This is a genomic window from Mesorhizobium sp. LSJC285A00 (assembly GCF_000503155.1).
In the GTDB taxonomy this organism is placed as follows: Bacteria; Pseudomonadota; Alphaproteobacteria; order Rhizobiales; family Rhizobiaceae; genus Mesorhizobium.
The window spans coordinates 110,071-128,913 of the sequence record NZ_AYVK01000012.1; the positions used below are offsets into that span (position 1 = coordinate 110,071).

Genomic DNA, 18,843 nt, shown 5'->3' on the forward strand with positions numbered 1-18,843 from the left:
GGGTCGGATGGGCCAGAGCTGCTTCAGCAATCGCTGCAGGGGATCGACGTGGTCCGGCGCGGCCTGAGATAGTAGGTTTCGCTCATCGTTATTTTGCCTTCGTTGAAGGCCGAGATAAATCCGAGCGGCTTTTCGGCGCCTTCCGACCAGGAGATGATCGGTTGGTATTTGAGAGTGGTTTGGACACGAATGAGGAAAGTCCCAGCAATATTGAGCGTTGCCGGAACGGTGGTGGCGGTTGTCGGGTCGGAGTCGCGGCTAGTGATCCCATTCAGCACGCGCCAGGACCACGCCACCTTTGCTTGCGGTGTCGCATTACCCGGATCGGCTTCGATGTCGATTGCTGTAATGAAGATATCGGCGACTGAGCGGTTATAAGGCTGAAGGCTGGAGTTTCCAATCTTCATGATGTCGGTGAGATCTGCGTTGACCACTGACGTTTGCTGCGTGACGAGGTCGGCAACCATGGAACTGATGCGGCTGACCTTCTTGCTGGCCTCGATGGCTTGCGAGGCCTCCATGGTAACGAAATACATGATCAGCAAGACAGGCACGATGAGGGCAAATTCGACCGCCGCTATGCCGCGCCGATCGGCAAAAAACCGCGCCGCTCTCTTCCAGATAACCGACATCCCCGGATGTGCCCCCGCACAAAACATGCACTTTTCCTTTTGCTTACACGTGCAATTTCAGTTGTCGAATGGCTCGTTTTGCCACGTTGTCGTCGCGTAATGCAGAGTCTTGCCGCCATCCATATTCGACATGTATTGAGCCATGAAATCGGTCATGACCGGCCAAGGGTAAAAGACCCGCAGCATGTTCTTTGATTCTGCCGGGCCTATTGTGGGGGTCCCGAAAACCGGCTCCTTGCCTGTATCCGGATCCTTGCCCGTCAGCGTGATGGTCGAGCCGGAAATCGTGAAACCCGCACTGGCTGCCCCGGCAAAGGTCTTGAACGGGCGCAGATCCACCAGCAAACCGGGGCAACCCTTGGCGACAATAATCTCCAGTCTGGCGCAGACCAAGCCCTTCAGCTCCTCGTCCGTTACATCGGCTTGCCTCAACTGGCCAGTACGCAACTGACGGGCGATATCATCGGTGATGTTGGCCATCACCTCCTGTCCGGCGAATGAAACGCAGCTCTCAAGGATGGCGAAGACGAGAGCCGCAAACGGTAACGCAAGCATGGCGAATTCTATCGCGGTGCTGCCGCGCCGATCGCCAAGGAAACGACGGATAAACTTTCCTCGTCCTGCGCTGGCCTTGCCGATTCCGGGTCTTGAATCCTCGCAATAATCCTCGCCCATATCCGTCCCTGCCGATCCTGATGCGGTACCAGAGACAACATTAGCCAGAACCCATTGAGGTCCGGTTTGGATGACCGTTAAATTTGCCGAGACTGCATTAACCCGCCGCTAACCGAGGCGGCGTTGTCGAGGCCATGAAGCGTCGGGCGCTTACTGCCCAGCGCTCATCTCGGCTTCGGACGACTTTTCCGAGTCGCTCTTGTACGAGCTTTCGCAATAGGGCGTGCAGGACATGGTCTGTACCGAGGCGCGCCTGTAGATACGCACGGACGACGCGTCCTGGCGCACCACGGTCACTTGCTCGTCGACGATCGGGCTGCCATCGTGGTCGAGGACAACCAGGTTGGTGACGCCGAACCCCTTGCCCGTCAGCACGATCGTCGATGCATCCTGGACGGAAGCGTCGGCAATCGCCGGATTGCCGACGACTATGGTGTCGGCGGGGCGTGTCAGTTTGACGATCTTGGCCTGGTTCATCGTCACTTCGATGCCGGCTCCGGCCTTGGCCGGCAGCACAAAAGCCGGGAGGGCGAGAAGCGCGACAAGCAGGAATGACGATTTCATGGCAGTCATCAAGGCGCTCCACGGCGGCAAAACTTGTTCAACGGAACATGAAGGAGATTGGTGAACCAACGGTTAAACCGATCGGCGCAGGGATATTCGCACCAATCTTGCTACCAGCTAATATAATAATGCGTCCTGCCGATGCCCGTGAATTTGCAGCTTTCGCGGCCTTTTCACAGGCAGGCGAGCTAGTGTCCAGCGTTTAGTTTACGGTTAACCACACAGGCTGTTCGAAGCGGGAAAGGAATCGGTAAGGCTGTTTATTAAGCCGATTGAAAGAGCTTCTCCGTAGATTGGCAGCATCCGATCAACCACCACAGAAGTTGACGGAAGTGCTGTAACACGTGGAGTAGGAGCTCTCGAATGTCTAATCTCATCGCACGTTTCGCGAAGGACGAATCCGGCGCGACCGCTATCGAATACGGTCTGATCGCCGCTCTCATCGCGCTTGCCATCATGGTTGGCGCTGGTTCGCTCGGCAATGCCCTGAACAACAAGTTCACCACGATCGCCGGCAAGGTGACTAATTCGTAATACCCTTGGTTGCTTTAGAGATAGGGGCCGCCTGATTGGCGGCCCCTATTTCATCGCGTCGAGCGATTTTGAGTACCCAGTCTCATCGATCGTTAATCGTATATGTCTAGGCTGAGGCTGGATACAGTTGGCAACAGGGTGCCGCGCCCATGCTCGAAGCGTTGATCTTCGTCGTCTTTCCTTTTTGCATGCTCTTCGCCGCGACCTCCGACATGCTGTCGATGACGATCGCCAACCGCGTACCGGTGCTGCTACTGGCGGTGTTTGTCCTGGTTGCGCCGCTGACGGGCATGGACTGGGCAACCTATGGCTGGCATTTCGCCGCCGGCGCCTTGGTGCTGGCAGTGACGTTCGGTCTGTTTGCACTGGGCGGCATGGGCGGCGGCGACGCCAAGCTGCTCGCCGGCACCGCCGTCTGGATGGGGTTCAACACTCACCTTGTCGAGTATCTCGTGATCTCAGCGTTTATCGGGGGACTGCTGACGCTCGCCATCCTCCTCTACCGGAAATCGCCGCTGGCGATCTACACCAGCCACAGTCCATTCCTGCGCCATTTCGCCGACGACACGACCGGCGTTCCCTACGGCATTGCACTCGGCATTGGCGGGCTGCTAACCTATCCGGACTCACCCCTGATGGTATGGGCGCTGGCAAGGCTGGCGATCTGAGACAGCAAGCCTTCCTTGCCGCTCCTGCATCGATCTGAAAAGAGGCGGCTTGGCCGCCTCTTTTGTTGGTCGGAGCACGGGTCCATCCAATTTATGTAAACCTTAAATTAATCACGATCGTAAGCATTGTATTAACCTTGTTTTGACGATTGCCGCTGCAAAGTCCGGCCTGGCTAGGTGGTTGCCTAAAGGCGAGGGTTCGGACAGATGCCAGCATCCCGACTGATCATTCTGGGCGTGGCGGTGGCCGCGGCGGGTGGTGCAGGTTATGTTGCCAAGAATATGGTGGCGGTCCCGCCCCAGCAGGTCGTCGTCGATGCCCCGCAGGCGCCGGCCATCGCCTTGCAGGATGTGCTCGTGCTTTCCGGCGACGTGCCTATGGGAAGCCCGCTTGAAAACAATCTCAGCTGGGAGTCCTGGCCGTCCGATGGCATCAATGCGAATTTCATCACCCGTGCCGCCGAACCCGAAGCGCGGGAGAAGCTGAAGGGCTCCGTCGCCCGCATGGCGATGTACACCGGTGAGCCGCTGCGGCGCTCCAAGCTGATCGGCGAGGGGCAGAGCTTCATGTCTTCTATCCTGCCCACCGGCATGCGTGCCGTCGCCACCGCGATCTCGGCGGACACGTCGGCAGGCGGCTTTATCCTGCCTAACGATTTTGTCGACGTCATCATGACCCGCAGATCCGACACCGGCAACGGCGGTAGCGGATTCACCACCGAGACCATCCTCAAGAACATCCGCGTCCTGGCGATCGATCAGACCATCCAGGAGGACGAGGAAGGCAAGAAGACCAGGGTCGGACAGACGGCGACACTGGAGCTGACGCCGCAGCAGGCCGAGATCATCACCGTCGCCCAGCAAATGGCCGATCGCCTGACGCTGGCGCTGCGCTCAATCACCGACAACAAGGAAAAGGGTACCGATGAAGCCGACTACCTCGTTTCCGGCAATGGGCGGCGCGGAACGGTGCGGTTGATCAAATCGGGCGAAGTTTCCGAAGTAGGGGCAAGGAAATGAGGTTACTCGCTAAACTGCCGGTCACCATGGCTGCGGCCATCGGCCTGCTTTTTCTCGGAGCCCATGCAAGTGGCCTCGTCGACGCCAAGGCCGCCGGAAAGAGCGCCCGGGTCATGGCCTCGACCGCCACGCAACGTGTCAAGCTCGGCCTCAACAAATCGGTGGTCATCGATCTGCCGAGCGATGCCTACGACATCCTGGTCGCCAACCCTGCGGTCGCCGATGCGGTGACCCGCACCGCAAGGCGGATCTATCTGTTCGGCAAGTCGGTGGGCGAAACCAACATCTTCGTCTTCGGTCCCAATGGCGAGCAGATTGCCAGCCTGGATCTGGCCGTCGAACGCGACGTCGCCGGATTGGAAGACTACCTCAAGCGCTTCCTTCCGAATGCCGAGATCAAGGTCGAATTGCTGAACGACAACGTCGTCCTGACCGGGGTGGTGGACACGCCGCTCGATGCCAAGCGCGCCGTTGACCTGGCAACCATCTTTGTGTCCGGCGGTGAAGCGACGACCGGCCAGTATTCGCAGACCGCGGCCGGCGGCAATGCTAATGGCGGCGTCGACATCAACAATCCGGATGCCGAACGTCGGGTCTCGAAGATCGTCAACCTGCTGCAGATCATCGGCGACGACCAGGTGACGCTGAAGGTGACCGTGGCCGAAGTCAGCCGCTCGGTGATGAAGCAGCTCGGCGTCAACATGGTCGGCAGTGGCGGCAGCAACGGTATCAGCTACGGCGCAATCAGCGACAATTTCACCGGCCTCGGCAAGCAGCTGTCGAATTCGGGCTTCAATATCGGCTCCTCGGGGCTGCAGGCCTATATCAACGCCATGGAGCAGTCCGGGGTCATGAAGACCCTGGCCGAGCCGACCTTGACCGCCGTATCAGGCGAGAAGGCGACCTTCAAGGTCGGTGGTGAATACAACATGGTGAGCAGCGTCAGCGCGAACGTATCCACCGACAACCAGACTGGCCTGAAGACCTATACTCTCGACAAGATCGAGTACGGCATCGGCCTGGAATTCCAGCCGGTGGTGTTGTCTCCCGGTCGCATCAGCCTGAAAGTCAGAACCTCGGTTTCCGAGCCGACAACGGAGGGATCTGTGTCGCTCTCCTCAGGCGTAACGAGTCCCGGCACGAACGTCCTGTCGCTGCGCAAGCGTCTTGCCGATACGACGGTGGAATTGCCCTCTGGGGGCTCCATGATGATCGCCGGCCTGGTTCGCGACGATGTCAGGCAAGCCGTCAACGGCTTGCCTGGACTGACAAAGATTCCCGTGCTCGGGGCGCTCTTCCGCAGCAGGGATTTTGTGCGCAACGAGACCGAACTCGTCATCATCATCACCCCCTATCTGGTGAAGCCGGTGGCACGCAACGACCTCGCCAAGCCGGACGACAATTTCAACGCCCCGAGCGATGGGGCCGGCATGTTCCTTGGCCGGGTCAATCGCGTCTACGGCACCATGCAGACCGACAAGCCCAACGGCCGTTATCACGGTGTTGTCGGCTTCATCTATAAGTGAGCGGGGAAGTGGACATGTCTCAGTCAGCATTGAAGGCAAGCACGTTCGCTACAACGATGCGTGCCGGGCGTTCGCGGATCTGCCGGCGAGCCGTCCCAGTCCTGGCGGTTGTGGCGGCAGCGCTGCTGGCCGGCTGCGCCCATCGTGACAGCATCACGGTAGGCGCCATTCCGGACGATTATCGCACCACGCATCCGATCGTGATCGCGGAGAAGAACCAGAAGATCGACCTGCCGGTCGGCGCTGGCGACCGCGGTATGACCGGCTCCCAGCGCGATACGCTTCTGGGTTTTCTGGATGGCTATGACAGAAGTGCCGCCCCGACGCTGACGATCCAGATACCGAGCGGATCGGCCAACGAGGTCGCCGCGACGGCCGCCGGTCGCGATTTCGCCAGGCTGGCGGTTGCCAGCGGCATCAAGCGAAACCGGATCGTGGTGACCTCCTACCAGTCGGTTTCCCCCGAAGCCTCGGCGCCTATCCGGGTCTCCTATATTTCGGTGAGAGCCCAGACCGACAAATGCGGGCGCTGGCCCGCAGACATTCTCGAGTCTTCGGAAAACAAGCACTACGCCGATTACGGCTGCTCGTCTCAGAACAACCTCGCCGCGCAACTCGCCAATCCGGCCGATCTGCTCGGGCCAAGAAAGTCGTCCGATATCGACGCCGAGAACCGCGGCGCGGTGATCGACGTCTATCGCGGCAGACGTATTTCGGACGAGTTCCTCGGCAATTCGGAAGTGACGTACTAGGAGCGCCAGTCCCGCGTAGAGACTGGAAAGAGAAGTCACGGAAAAGAGCATGACGATGAGCAATCTTGCCTACGACACGCCCAGAGACGGCGGCGACAGCTCGCAATCGGATATTGCCGCGATGCAGGCGCTGCGGCCGGTGCCACGTATTTCGATCCAGGCATTTTGCGAGACGGAAGGTGTCGCGCATCCGGTGGAGCGGGCCGGCGAGGATCGCCGCATGGCCAAGGCGCATCTGAAAGTGCATATGGGCGGCATCGCCACGGCGATCGAATTCTACCAGTCGGCGCCGACGCCGAACCTGATCCTGCTGGAATCGCGCAGCGAACCGAAGCAGTTGCTGGAGCAGCTTGCCCAGCTTTCCGAATATTGCGATCCCTCCTCGAAAGTCGTGGTGATCGGCCACTACAACGATGTCGGTCTTTACCGCGAACTCATCCGCTTCGGTATTTCCGAATATGTCATCGCGCCGGTGTCGATGGCCGATATCGTCTCCGTGGTTTCATCGATCTTCGTCGATCCGGAAGCCGAGCCGATCGGCCGCTCGATCGCCTTCATCGGCGCCAAGGGCGGCGTCGGCTCCTCGACCATCGCCCACAATGTAGCGTGGGCGATGTCATCGCTGTTCAAGTCGGAAGTGGTCGTCGCCGATCTCGACCTGGCTTTCGGGACGGCCAACATAAATTTCGACCAGGACCCTGCGCAAGGCATCGCCGAAGCCGTGTTTTCGCCCGAACGAGTTGACGAGGTCTATCTCGACCGGCTGCTTGCCCAGTGCGCCGAACATCTGTCGCTGCTCGCCGCGCCCTCCACCCTCGAACGTGTCTATGATTTCGATCCCGATGCCTTCACGCAACTCATCGACACCGCGCAGCGCAGTGTGCCGCTGCTGGTGCTCGACGTTCCTCATGTCTGGACTGGCTGGACCAAGAACACACTGATCAAGGCTGACGAGATCGTCATCACGGCGACGCCGGAACTGGCCAATCTGCGCAACACCAAGAATCTGGTCGATATGCTGACGCGGCTTCGCCCGAACGATCCGCCGCCGAAACTGATCATCAACCAGGCCGGCGTACCGAAGCGACCCGAGATATCCGCTTCCGACTTCGCCGAACCGCTCAGCCTCACGCCGATGTCGGTCATCGCCTTCGACCCGTTGTTGTTTGGAAATGCCGCCAACAACGGCCGCATGCTGGGCGAGATGGATGCCAGGAGCCCGGTCGTCGGCATGATCAACGAAATCGCGCATGTCCTGACCGGTCGCAGCGAAATCAAGGCCAGGAAGAAGGCAGGCCTTGGCGGCCTGCTCGGCAAGCTCTCGCGTAACAAGAAATGACGCTCCCCTCCAAATCAAGAAGTAGAGCATGATGTCGTCCGAAAACCGCTTCGGCATCATGTTCTGGACGGAATTGGTAGTCGATCATGTTTGGTAAAAGAGGCTCCGACGACGGCGGCCGGTTCACCCCGGAGTTCCGTCAGCCAGCACCGGCGCCAGCGGCGCCGGCCACTGCAACGCCTGCGGACATGGCGGTACTTGCCCGGCCCGCGGCAGCGCCGCCTGGAGCGCCGGGAACCCCGCCAACTCGCCGTGCCGTTGAGGCGCCATCGATGGCGCCGGAGCCGCCAAAAAAGATCCAGCGCGAAAAAAGTGAAACCTACTACGACACCAAGAGCCAGGTCTTCTCCGCGCTCGTCGACACCATTGACCTGTCGCAACTCGCCAAGCTCGATCCCGAGAGCGCGCGCGAGGAAATCCGCGACATCGTCAACGACATCATCGCCATCAAAAATTTCGCAATGTCGATCGCCGAGCAGGAAGAGTTGCTCGAGGACATCTGCAACGATGTGCTGGGCTACGGCCCGCTGGAGCCGCTGCTCGCCCGCGACGATATCGCCGACATCATGGTCAACGGCTCCAAGAACGTCTACATCGAAGTCAATGGCAAGGTCGAACAGACCGGCATCCGCTTCCGCGACAATCAGCAGCTGCTCAACATCTGCCAGCGCATCGTCAGCCAGGTTGGCCGCCGCGTCGACGAATCGAGTCCGATCTGCGACGCCCGCCTACCCGACGGCTCCCGCGTCAACGTCATCGCCCCGCCGCTCTCCATCGACGGCACCGCGCTCACCATCCGCAAGTTCAAGAAGGACAAGCTGACGCTCGATCAGCTGGTCAAGTTCGGCGCCATCTCGCCGCAGGGCGCCGAGATCCTCAAGATCATCGGCCGCGTCCGCTGCAACATCGTCATCTCCGGCGGTACCGGCTCTGGCAAGACGACGCTGCTCAACTGCCTGACCAACTATATCGACCGCGAGGAACGCGTCATCACCTGCGAGGACTCGGCCGAACTGCAACTGCAGCAGCCGCACGTGGTGCGTCTCGAAACCCGCCCGCCCAATCTCGAGGGCGAAGGCGAGGTGACCATGCGCGACCTGGTCAAGAACTGCCTGCGCATGCGGCCCGAACGCATCATCGTCGGCGAAGTGCGCGGACCGGAGGTTTTCGACCTGCTGCAGGCGATGAACACCGGCCATGACGGGTCGATGGGAACGATCCACTCCAACAGCCCGCGCGAATGCCTGAACCGTATCGAATCCATGATCGCCATGGGTGGCTATTCGCTGCCGCAGAAGACCGTGCGTGAAATCGTCGTCGGCTCCATCGATGTCATCATCCAGGCAGCACGCCTTCGCGACGGCTCGCGCCGCATCACCCACATCACCGAGGTGATCGGCATGGAAGGCGACGTCATCATCACGCAGGATATCGTGCTCTACAACATCAAGGGCGAGGACTCGAATGGAAGGCTGCTTGGCGAGCACGTGTCGACCGGCATCGGCCGCCCGCATTTCTGGGATCGCGCCCGCTACTATGGCGAGGAACAGCGCCTCGCCAATGCGCTGGAATCGATGGAGAAACGCGCTGACTGACGCATATCGAGGTTGGAAGCAATTCCAGGAAAAGTGTGAAGCGGTTTTCCCGGGAAAAGCGCGTAGCGCTTTCCCTTGGGAATTGCGTCAAAACAAAGCGATAGCGCATATCGCCGTTTCCTTGAAACGGCGATATGCGCTGGGGACCGAGGTCGATGTTCGGAATTGACACCACCGTACTGGCGTTCATCGTGCTCGCCGGCTTCAGCGCCGGTGCGGTCGCCTATGCCTTCCTGTTCACCAAGATGAGCAACGAGAAGCAGGCCGGCAAGCGGCTCGAGACGATCAAGGCGGCCGAGACCGATCGTTCGGTCGTCAAGGCTTCGCGCGACCGTGTCGCGGAGGCGGTCAAGCGGCGTAAATCTGTCCAGGACACGCTGAAACAGCTCGACGAAAAGCAGAAAACCAACGAACTCGCCGTCAAGAAGCCGCCGTTGAAGGCCCAGATTCGTCAGGCCGGCATGCAGGTCTCGATCGAGCGTTTCTATATCTACTCCGTCATTTGCGGCATCGCGCTGACGGTGCTTGCCTATCTCGCCGGCGCGCCGCTTCTGGTCCTGCCGGGCGCGCTGCTGGCGGGGGCGCTCGGCCTGCCGCGCTGGTTCGTCTCGTTTCGCCGCGCGCGCCGGGTCAAGGCGTTCCTCAACGAATTTCCCAACGCCCTCGACATCATCGTGCGCGCCGTCAAATCCGGCCTGCCGCTCAACGACGCCATTCGCCTGATCGCCAGTGAATCGCCGGAGCCGGTCAAGACCGAGTTCCGCCGGATTGTCGATTCACAGCAGATTGGCATGTCCATCCCCGATGCCACCTTGCGCATGGCTGAAACCATGCCGTGCAGCGAGGCAAGCTTCTTCGGAATCGTTATCCAGATCCAGTCACAGGCCGGCGGTAATCTCTCCGAGGCGCTTGGCAACCTGTCGCGCGTGCTTCGCGATCGCAAGAAGATGAAGGCCAAGGTCCAGGCGCTTTCCATGGAAGCCAAGGCGTCGGCCGTCATCATCGGCGCGCTGCCTTTTGTCGTCGCCCTTCTCGTCTATCTGTCGAGCCCGAACTACATCATGCCGCTGTTCACCACCAGCACCGGCAATCTGATCCTCGGCTGTTCCGGCGTCTGGATGTCGATCGGCATTCTGGTGATGCGCAAGATGATGAACTTTGAAGTTTAGGCCGACCTTGGAAAGCTCGAAACGAAAAGACTGAAAACGAATGACCGACCAAGTCGTAAGATCGCTGACCGATCCTGCCTTCCTGATAGCGTTGCTGGTTGGCATTGCGGTGTTCGCGACCGTCTTCACGGTGCTGCCGGCCCTTGGTGGCAATCAGCTCAAGACTCGCATGAGATCGGTGGCGCTGGAGCGTGACGAATTGCGCGCCAAGCAGCGCGCGCGGCTTGCCAATGAAGCCGATCGTCGCCGCAAGGGGCTGCGCGAAGAGCAGTCGATCGGCATGCGCAACATCGTCGACAGGCTGGACCTGCGGCGTGCGTTGGCCGATGAAGGCACGTTGCAGAAGCTCAAGGTGGCGGGCTTTCGTGGCCAGAACCCGCTGACCCGCTTCCTGTTCTTCCGCCTGATCCTGCCTTTTGTCGGTTTCGCGCTGGCAGCGATCTATCTGTTCGTGCTCGGCGGACTGCCTGACCGGCCGGCCTTCGTGAAACTGTTCGTCTGCATCCTTGTCGCCTACGCCGGTTTCTACGCGCCGATCCTTTACGTCAACAATCGTGCCGCCAAGCGCAAGCAGTCGATCCAGGCGGCGTGGCCGGATGCGCTAGACCTGATGCTGATCTGCGTCGAATCGGGCATGTCGGTCGAGGCCGCCTTGCGCAAGGTCTCCGAGGAGATCGGTTCGCAGTCGGTGGCGCTGGCGGAGGAATTCGTGCTGACCAACGCCGAACTCTCTTATCTGCAGGAGCGCAAGCAGGCTTATGAAAACCTCTCGGCTCGTACCGGCCTAGAGTCGGTGAAGTCAGTGTCCCAGGCGCTGGTCCAGGCCGAACGCTACGGCACACCCGTGGCGCACGCATTGCGCGTGCTGGCCTCGGAAAGCCGTGACATGCGCATGAATGCCGCCGAGAAGAAGGCCGCCGCCCTGCCGCCTAAGCTTACCGTGCCGATGATCCTGTTCTTCCTGCCGGTTTTGTTCGCTATCATTCTGGGCCCAGCCGGCATTCAGGTCAGTCAGCGCGGCATCTTCGGCGACCAGCACAATTCCTCAAGCCAGTAGGCCTCGTTGCAGCCATACAAAAGAGCCGCACTGCCAATGCAGTGCGGCTCTTGTTTTCAGCTTTGAGATGTGGACGGATTTTGCGCTGTGCGGAGCCGGCGCCCATGCTGCGCTCAGTTGGTCGCCGGCTTTGCCTTGTCCTGATCCTTGAGCTGACTCCAGGCGTTCTGCTGGGCAAGCATCTGGCGAAGATAGGCTACATTGGCTTGCGCCTGTTCGGGTGAAAGCTCCTGCGACGCGATCTTCTCGGCCTCGTCGAAGCGGCCCTGCAGTCCCACGACCAGCGCAAGGTTCTGGCGCACCCGGCTGTCGGCATTCGGTTGCTGGGCTGCCGAGCGCATATAGGTCTCGGCGGTGCGCAGATCGCCTTCCAGCACATAGGACATACCGAGATTGGAAAGGATCGAGGGTTCGTTCGGCTTTAGGTCCAGCGCCTTGCGGTAGTTCTGGCGCGCTTCATCCTTCTGGCCAAGCTGGTCGAGAATGGCGGCCTCGGCCGACATCAGCCGCCAGTCCGGATATTCCGGCGTCTGCGCCCGGCGCACGGCGTCGAGCGCCGGCTCGAACTGGCCGTTGGCGGCCAGCGCCTTGCCGTAGGCGGCAAGCACGTCGCGATCCTTGGGGTAGGCGATCGCCAGCTTGCGCATCACGGCAAGCGACTGGTCGGCATCGCCGTCCATCTGGAGCGCCGCCGCAAAATTTGTCGCCAGCCGCTTGTCGTTGGGGTTCTTTGCGTAGGATTCGCCCAGCCGCCCGGTCGCCCCGTGCAACTCGCTGGCCGACATGGTTTCCAGCGGTTTGCCGCTGGTGCGCCCGATCGAGCCGGTCGTGAGCTTGCTGGTTCCGCACCCGGCAACACCGGCCGCCAGCGCCATCAGCAGTGCCGTGGTGACCAACCGTTTGCCCGTGACGTTCATCCTGCGGTTGGTGGGCATCGGCACGGGGCTCTCCATTCCTGCGCGTGGCCATTCACGTGGCCATCTTCATCCCCGCAGAAATATTCTGTTAACCCTAACGGACAGTTAAAAAGTGAGCCGTCGGATCGGTGAACGGCCCGCCGGAAGCCTTTGGCCTGGCAGTCCCATGCCGGCCCCTGTGCATAGATGTTGAAATTATCCGACGTCCCTGTCACTTGACTGAGGACGACCTGCAAGCCTCCCGGAGACCATCGAATGCCCGTCGAACTCATCGAGACACTAAACACTGCCCTGCCGGTCCAGCTGGTCGCGAGCGATGGACTGGAGGCCTTGGGGCTTTCGCCTTCCATGACCGCATGGGCGGCCGCCAACGGCTTTTCCGGCGAAGCCGGTAGGACGCTCGCCGTCCCCGGCGACAACGGTTCCCTTGCCGGCGCCTTGTTCGGCGTCGGTGATGGCGAGGGCGCGCTGGCGGTCGGCATGCTGGCGAGAGCCTTGCCGGAAGGCGACTGGCATTTTGCCGCCGCTCCAGCCGAGCCGGAACTCGCGGCCATAGCCTTGGTGCTCGGCGGTTACGTCTTCACTCGCTACGGAAAGAAATCAGGCAAGACGCTGCGTTTTGCGCTGCCGCTCGGCGTAGATGCAGGACGCGTCCGGCGCATCGCCGACGGCGTCTTCCTGGCGCGCGACCTCGTCAACACGCCGACCAGCGACATGGGACCGGACGAGTTGGAGAAGGCCGTGCGGACCCTGGCGGCCACTCACAAGGCCGAGGTGTCGGTGATCAAGGGGGATGATCTCCTGAAGCAGAATTTCCCGATGATCCATGCGGTCGGCCGGGCCTCGGTCGGAGCGCCGCGACTGATCGACATGGTTTGGGGACCGGAAGGCGCGCCGAAGGTGACGCTGGTCGGCAAGGGTGTCTGTTTCGACACTGGCGGCCTCGACATCAAACCGTCGTCGGGCATGCTCTTGATGAAGAAGGATATGGGCGGCGCCGCCAATGTGCTGGGCCTGGCCTCGATGATCATGGCTGCCGGGCTGAAGATCCGGCTGCGCGTCCTGATCCCGGCGGTCGAGAATTCGATTGCCGGCAACGCTTTCCGGCCTGGAGATGTACTGACCAGCCGCAAGGGCATTACCGTCGAGATCGGCAACACCGACGCCGAAGGGCGGCTGGTGCTGGCCGATGCGCTGGCGCTGGCCGATGACGAGGAGCCGGAACTGCTGATCGACATGGCGACGCTGACCGGGGCAGCGCGTGTCGCGCTCGGTCCCGATCTGCCGCCTTTCTACACTGGCGACGAAGCGCTGGCGTCCGAACTGGCTGCGGCCTCGGTGGCCGTCGAGGATCCGTTGTGGCGCATGCCGTTGTGGCGGCCCTATGACGCCAGGCTGGCGTCGAAGATCGCCGACATCAACAACGTCACCACGGACGGTTTCGCCGGCTCGGTCACGGCGGCGCTGTTCCTCAAGCGCTTTGTCGAACGGACAACGGGCTGGGCGCATTTCGACATCTTCGCCTGGAACCCGTCCGATCGCCCCTATGGACCCGCCGGCGGCGAGGCGCAAGGCATCCGTGCACTGGAGCGGGTCATTTCGAGGCGCTATGCCTAGGGTCGTGAGCAAAGCACACTGCCTCTAAACTGAAACGGAACCGAAACAATTTGCCGTCATGCTCGCGCGATGTCGATTTCGATGCGTCCGAGCCAGGCGATGCGACTATGGCAGCAGGTGATGCTGTCGCAGGTGCGCGCCGGCGCGCCAGATCTCACCATGCGCCAGACGGCGATCCTGTTCACCATCTATCTCGACCCGCCGCCGCACACGGTGCGCGGCCTGGCAGCCCGCCTCAATGTCACCAAGCCGGTCATCACCCGCGCCCTCGACACTATGGGTGCGCTGAAACTGGTGTCACGCCATCGCGACGAGCTCGACAAGCGCAATGTGCTGATCCGGCGCACGGTCGAAGGCGCGCTCTTTGTCGAGCGCTTCGGGGATGGTATCGTTGCCAGGGCTCATGAACTGCCCATCTGATCAATCCATGAATTAGAACGAGTACCGATTTGACTGCCAGGGATGCCCGCCTCCACGCCTTCCGTTCCGACCTCGCCGATGCAAGGCTGAAAGGGAAGGTTTCGGCCGATCGCTTCGTCACCGGCCGTCGGGCTCGGATCACAGCCTCCGTGGCTGACGTGCGCAAGGCACCGCGCCCGGATGCCGGCGTCAACACGCAGGTACTGTTCGGCGACGATGTGCTTGTCTTCGAGGAAGCCGAGGGATGGGCCTGGGTCCAGGCCGAACGCGACGGCTATGTCGGCTACGTCGGCGCCACCATGCTGGGCGCACGCGAGCATGCGCCAACCCACATCGTCACGGCGCCGCGCACCTTCCTCTATCCTGGCCCGGATCTGCGCTTCCCGATCAGCGGCCAATTGTCGATGGGCTCGACGGTGACGGTAACCGGTGCCGCCGAAACGCGCGGCACGCACTATGCGCTGTTGCCCTCCAGCGAGGCGCTGATCGCCGGCCATATTTGCCCGGTCAGTGACATCGCTGCCGACTATGTCTCGGTCGCCGAGATGTTTCTCGGCACGCCCTATCTCTGGGGCGGCACCTCCGGCTTCGGCATCGACTGTTCTGGCCTCGTGCAACTGGCCATGCGCATGGCCGGCCGCAATGTGCTGCGTGATTCCGACATGCAAGCGGCAGGCCTCGGCGAGCCGCTCGATCCGGGACCCGATTATGCCGGGCTGAAACGCGGTGACCTCGTGTTCTGGAAGGGGCATGTCGCGGTGATGACCGACGCCGAGACCATGATCCACGCCAACGGCCACACCATGCTGGTCTCGCGCGAAGGGCTGAAGGAGGCGATCGACCGGATTGGGTATCTCTATGGCGGGCCGACGGGGTTTCGGCGGCCCTAGCGCCTCTTCCTTCGCCCCGTTCACGGGGAAAGGTGCCCGAAGGGCGGATGAGGGGCGACGCCAGCGACTGAAAGGTCGCGCTGCGCCTCACCTGCCTGCCGGCATCCTCTCCGCCTAAACGCGGCGAGGGATAGCTCACCCGATCACCTTTTGTTCCGAATTTCCTTGGCGATCGCGCGCCGTCGCGCTACCTCTTTCGCGTGACCGAGCAGCCGCGCCTTGCCAAACAGAATGCCGCCGTCCTTCTGCCCGAACCATTCATCAGATGGTTCGGCGAAAAAGGCTGGTCNGGTCGCCGCGCGCTCATCAGATCGAGCTGCTGGCGAAGGCTCAAGCGGGGCAATCGATGCTCTTGATCGCACCGACCGGCGCCGGCAAGACGCTGGCCGGCTTCCTGCCGTCGCTTACCGAACTGGCCAACCGTCCCAAGCGCAAGCCTGGCGCGGCACGGCGCGGTATCCACACGCTCTACATCTCGCCACTCAAGGCGCTGGCCGTCGACATCGAGCGCAATCTCGGCAAGCCGGTGGAGGAGATCGGCCTGCCCGTCACCATCGAGACGCGCACCGGCGACACCCCTTCGCACAAGCGGCAGCGCCAGAAACTGGCGCCGCCCGACATCCTTTTGACCACGCCCGAGCAATTGGCGCTGCTGATCGCGGCCGGCGATGCCGGGCGCTTCTTCGAGGATCTGCGCTATGTCGTGCTCGACGAGTTGCATTCGCTGGTGACATCGAAACGCGGCCATCTGCTGGCGCTCGGGCTGGCGCGGCTGCGCAGCATCGTGCCCGGCCTGCAGACGATCGGTCTGTCGGCAACGGTGGCCGAGCCCGACGAGTTGCGGCGCTGGCTGGTGAGCCAGAATCCGCCCAAAGGCCTGGCAAGTCCCGATATGTCTGAGCTCATCGTCGTAACCGGCGGCGCGAAGCCCGAAATCTCGATCCTCGATTCGGAAGAGCGCGTGCCATGGGCCGGCCATTCGGCGCGCTATGCGACGCCGGAAATCTACCGCGAGATCAAGCGCCACAAGACCACCCTGCTGTTCGTCAACACCCGCAGCCAGGCCGAGCTGCTGTTTCAGGAATTGTGGCGGGTCAACGAGGATACCTTGCCGATCGCGCTGCATCACGGCTCGCTCGATGTCGCCCAGCGCCGACGCGTCGAGAAGGCGATGGGGGAAAACGCGCTCCGTGCCATCGTCGCCACCTCGACGCTCGACCTTGGCATCGATTGGGGCGATGTCGATCTGGTCGTCCATGTCGGCGCGCCCAAGGGCGCCAGCCGGCTGGCGCAGCGCATCGGCCGCGCCAATCACCGCATGGACGAGCCGTCGAAGGCGATCCTGATCCCGGCCAATCGTTTCGAGGTGCTGGAGTGCCGGGCAGCGCTGGACGCCAACTATCTGGGCGCCCAGGATACGCCGCCGCTGGTCAATGGCGGGCTCGATGTGCTGGCCCAGCATGTGCTGGGCTGCGCCTGCGGAGCGCCGTTTCGCGCCGACGATCTCTACGAGGAAGTGCTGACAGCAGCGCCCTATGCCAGCCTCGACCGGCCGACATTCGACCGCGTCATTGATTTCGTCGCCACCGGCGGCTACGCACTGAAGAACTACGAGCGCTACGCCCGCATCCGCCTCAACAAGGACGGCATGTGGCGGGTCTCCAATCCCCGCGTCGCGCAGCAATATCGGCTGAACGTCGGCACCATCATCGAGGTGCCGGCGCTCAATGTGCGTTACGTCAAGGCCGGCAGCAAAGGCTCGGCTTCGCACGGCGGCCGGGCTCTGGGCAAGATCGAGGAGGCCTTCCTCGAAACGCTGACGCATGGCGACACCTTCATGTTTGCCGGCAAAGTGCTGCGCTTCGAAGGCATCCGCGAGAACGAATGCTTCGTCTCGAATGCGCCGGGAAGCGACGCCAAGGTTCCTTATTATGGCGGCGGCAAATTTCCGCTTTCGACTTACCTCGCCGAGCAGGTGCGCGCCATGCTGGACGACCCGCAGCGCTGGAAGAAGCTGCCCGAGCAGGTATCGGACTGGCTGCGGTTCCAGGCCGACAAATCGGTATTGCCCAAACGCGACGACCTCTTGATCGAGACCTTTCCGCGCGGCAACCGTCACTATCTCGTCGCTTATCCTTTCGAGGGCAGGCTGGCGCACCAGACGCTCGGCATGCTGCTCACCCGCCGGCTGGACAGGGCCGGCGCCAGGCCGCTTGGCTTCGTCGCCACCGACTACGCATTGGCCATCTGGTCGCTGGGCGATATGGGCGCGATGTTCAAATCGCGGAAACCTTCGCTTGGCGCTCTGTTCGACCAGGACATGCTGGGCGACGACCTCGAGGCTTGGCTGGCCGACAGCTGGCTGCTCAAGCGCACCTTCCGCAACTGCGCGCTGATTTCAGGCCTGATCGAGAAACGTCACCCCGGCCAGGAGAAAAGCGGCCGCCAGGTCACCGTCTCGACCGATCTGATCTATGACGTGCTGCGCAGCCATGAGCCCGACCACATCCTGCTGCAGGCGACGCGCGCCGACGCGGCGACCGGTCTGCTCGATGTCAGCAGACTTGCCGACATGCTCTCGCGTATCCAGGGTCGAATCGTGCATAAGGCACTCGAACAGATATCGCCGCTGGCCGTGCCGATCATGCTCGAAATCGGCAAGATGCCGGTGAACGGCGAGGCCGACGAAACGCTGCTGATGGATGCCGCGACTTTGGTCGAGGAAGCCATGGGTCCTGGGATGGTTGAGGAATGAATTTTTCGCTGGCGCGGGCATCGCTGATCGCCGAGGCCGACTTTGTCGGCATCGCGGGCGAGCGCGCGGTCTGTGATTCGCGCGGCGTGCTCTATTTCCCCGATCTGAGGCTGCTCGCGGTCTCCGACCTGCATCTGGAAAAGGGCTCGTCCTTCGCCAGGCGCGGCGCACTGATCCCGCCCTACGATACCGGCGCCACTCTGCTCCGGCTGCAGGCGGTAATCGCGGACTACCAGCCGGCCATCGTCATCAGCCTGGGCGACTCCTTCCACGACGGCGGCGGCGCCGAGCGCATGCATCAAACCTTCCGCGATCGGCTGGAAGCATTGATGGCCGGCCGCGACTGGTTCTGGGTCGCCGGCAACCATGACCCGGAAGCGCCGGCGGATTTGCCCGGCGAGACGGTGCGCGAACTCGCCATCGGCTCGCTGCTGTTCCGCCACGAGCCGTCGAAGATAAGAACCGAGGGCGAAGTTGCCGGCCATCTTCACCCTTGCGCCCGCATCGTCCAGCAGGGCCGCTCGGTGCGGCGGCGCTGCTTTGCCGGCGATGGCGGCCGCATGATCATGCCGGCCTTCGGCGCTTATACCGGCTCGCTCAACGTGCTCGACCGCGCCTATGCCGGCCTGTTCCGCCGCGAGACGTTGATAGCTTATATGATGGGCGCCGCGCGCATCTTCGCCATTTCCGGTTCGATGCTGCGGCCGGGCTGA

At 62.0% G+C, this 18,843-nt stretch carries 17 protein-coding genes and 1 pseudogene; 14 read left to right on the plus strand and 4 right to left on the minus strand.

The window, feature by feature from the left end; translation table 11 throughout:
• Positions 1–23 precede the first annotated feature (23 nt).
• From X726_RS156480 to X726_RS156470, 3 genes are all read right to left on the minus strand, one after another.
• A complete protein-coding gene (locus X726_RS156480; RefSeq protein WP_245272101.1) occupies positions 24–632 on the minus strand; it encodes a TadE/TadG family type IV pilus assembly protein in 609 nt (202 codons plus the stop codon).
• Between the two features lie 57 nt (positions 633–689).
• Positions 690–1,307: a TadE/TadG family type IV pilus assembly protein gene (locus X726_RS156475; RefSeq protein WP_023669583.1), complete on the minus strand. Its 618-nt coding sequence runs from the start codon at positions 1,305–1,307 to the stop codon at positions 690–692.
• Positions 1,308–1,457: 150 nt separating this feature from the next.
• On the minus strand, positions 1,458–1,880 hold the full coding sequence (locus tag X726_RS156470) for a pilus assembly protein N-terminal domain-containing protein (protein WP_023669584.1): 423 nt from the start codon (positions 1,878–1,880) through the stop codon (positions 1,458–1,460).
• A 354-nt stretch (positions 1,881–2,234) separates the two neighbouring features.
• Between X726_RS156470 and X726_RS156465 the strand changes: the two genes are divergently transcribed.
• The 9 genes from X726_RS156465 (at position 2,235) to X726_RS156425 (ending at position 11,531) form a co-directional block, all read left to right on the plus strand.
• On the plus strand, positions 2,235–2,405 hold the full coding sequence (locus X726_RS156465; RefSeq protein WP_023669585.1) for a Flp family type IVb pilin: 171 nt from the start codon (positions 2,235–2,237) through the stop codon (positions 2,403–2,405).
• 149 nt (positions 2,406–2,554) lie between these two features.
• The gene (locus X726_RS156460) at positions 2,555–3,073 is read left to right on the plus strand and encodes a prepilin peptidase (RefSeq protein ID WP_023669586.1); all 519 of its coding nucleotides are present in this window, start codon (positions 2,555–2,557) and stop codon (positions 3,071–3,073) included.
• Positions 3,074–3,280: 207 nt separating this feature from the next.
• A complete protein-coding gene (gene cpaB, locus X726_RS156455) occupies positions 3,281–4,093 on the plus strand; it encodes a Flp pilus assembly protein CpaB (protein WP_023669587.1) in 813 nt (270 codons plus the stop codon).
• Complete coding sequence (locus X726_RS156450; RefSeq protein ID WP_023669588.1) at positions 4,090–5,619, plus strand: type II and III secretion system protein family protein; 1,530 nt, start codon at positions 4,090–4,092, stop codon at positions 5,617–5,619. The genes cpaB and X726_RS156450 overlap by 4 nt, the downstream gene beginning before the upstream one ends.
• Before the next feature lie 14 nt (positions 5,620–5,633).
• The gene (locus tag X726_RS156445; protein ID WP_023669589.1) at positions 5,634–6,371 is read left to right on the plus strand and encodes a CpaD family pilus assembly protein; all 738 of its coding nucleotides are present in this window, start codon (positions 5,634–5,636) and stop codon (positions 6,369–6,371) included.
• A 55-nt stretch (positions 6,372–6,426) separates the two neighbouring features.
• On the plus strand, positions 6,427–7,710 hold the full coding sequence (locus X726_RS156440) for a CpaE family protein (RefSeq protein ID WP_023669590.1): 1,284 nt from the start codon (positions 6,427–6,429) through the stop codon (positions 7,708–7,710).
• An 86-nt stretch (positions 7,711–7,796) separates the two neighbouring features.
• Positions 7,797–9,305: a CpaF family protein gene (locus X726_RS156435; RefSeq protein ID WP_023669591.1), complete on the plus strand. Its 1,509-nt coding sequence runs from the start codon at positions 7,797–7,799 to the stop codon at positions 9,303–9,305.
• Between the two features lie 155 nt (positions 9,306–9,460).
• Entirely contained in the window at positions 9,461–10,474 is a 1,014-nt protein-coding gene (locus tag X726_RS156430) for a type II secretion system F family protein (RefSeq protein ID WP_023669592.1), read from the plus strand.
• A 40-nt stretch (positions 10,475–10,514) separates the two neighbouring features.
• Positions 10,515–11,531, plus strand: a complete 1,017-nt coding sequence (locus X726_RS156425; RefSeq protein WP_023669593.1) for a type II secretion system F family protein — start codon at positions 10,515–10,517, stop codon at positions 11,529–11,531.
• A gap of 113 nt (positions 11,532–11,644) precedes the next feature.
• On the opposite strand, the gene X726_RS156420 is transcribed toward X726_RS156425, so the two are convergent.
• Complete coding sequence (locus tag X726_RS156420) at positions 11,645–12,466, minus strand: tetratricopeptide repeat protein (protein WP_023669594.1); 822 nt, start codon at positions 12,464–12,466, stop codon at positions 11,645–11,647.
• 237 nt (positions 12,467–12,703) lie between these two features.
• Here X726_RS156420 and X726_RS156415 point away from each other — a divergent pair, with 237 nt between their 5' ends.
• The 5 genes and pseudogenes from X726_RS156415 to pdeM all read left to right on the plus strand — a co-directional run bounded on the left by X726_RS156415 (position 12,704) and on the right by pdeM (position 18,843).
• Positions 12,704–14,065 carry a leucyl aminopeptidase family protein gene (locus tag X726_RS156415; protein WP_023669595.1) on the plus strand — a complete coding sequence of 454 codons (1,362 nt, stop codon included), beginning with the start codon at positions 12,704–12,706 and terminating at the stop codon, positions 14,063–14,065.
• 69 nt (positions 14,066–14,134) lie between these two features.
• Positions 14,135–14,485 carry a MarR family winged helix-turn-helix transcriptional regulator gene (locus X726_RS156410; protein ID WP_023669596.1) on the plus strand — a complete coding sequence of 117 codons (351 nt, stop codon included), beginning with the start codon at positions 14,135–14,137 and terminating at the stop codon, positions 14,483–14,485.
• A gap of 29 nt (positions 14,486–14,514) precedes the next feature.
• A complete protein-coding gene (locus X726_RS156405; RefSeq protein WP_023669597.1) occupies positions 14,515–15,375 on the plus strand; it encodes an NlpC/P60 family protein in 861 nt (286 codons plus the stop codon).
• A 200-nt stretch (positions 15,376–15,575) separates the two neighbouring features.
• Positions 15,576–18,130 (plus strand): annotated as a pseudogene (locus tag X726_RS01000000166860) (ligase-associated DNA damage response DEXH box helicase).
• Positions 18,127–18,843: a ligase-associated DNA damage response endonuclease PdeM gene (pdeM, locus tag X726_RS156400; protein WP_023669598.1), complete on the plus strand. Its 717-nt coding sequence runs from the start codon at positions 18,127–18,129 to the stop codon at positions 18,841–18,843. Before X726_RS01000000166860 ends, pdeM begins: the two are co-directional and overlap by 4 nt.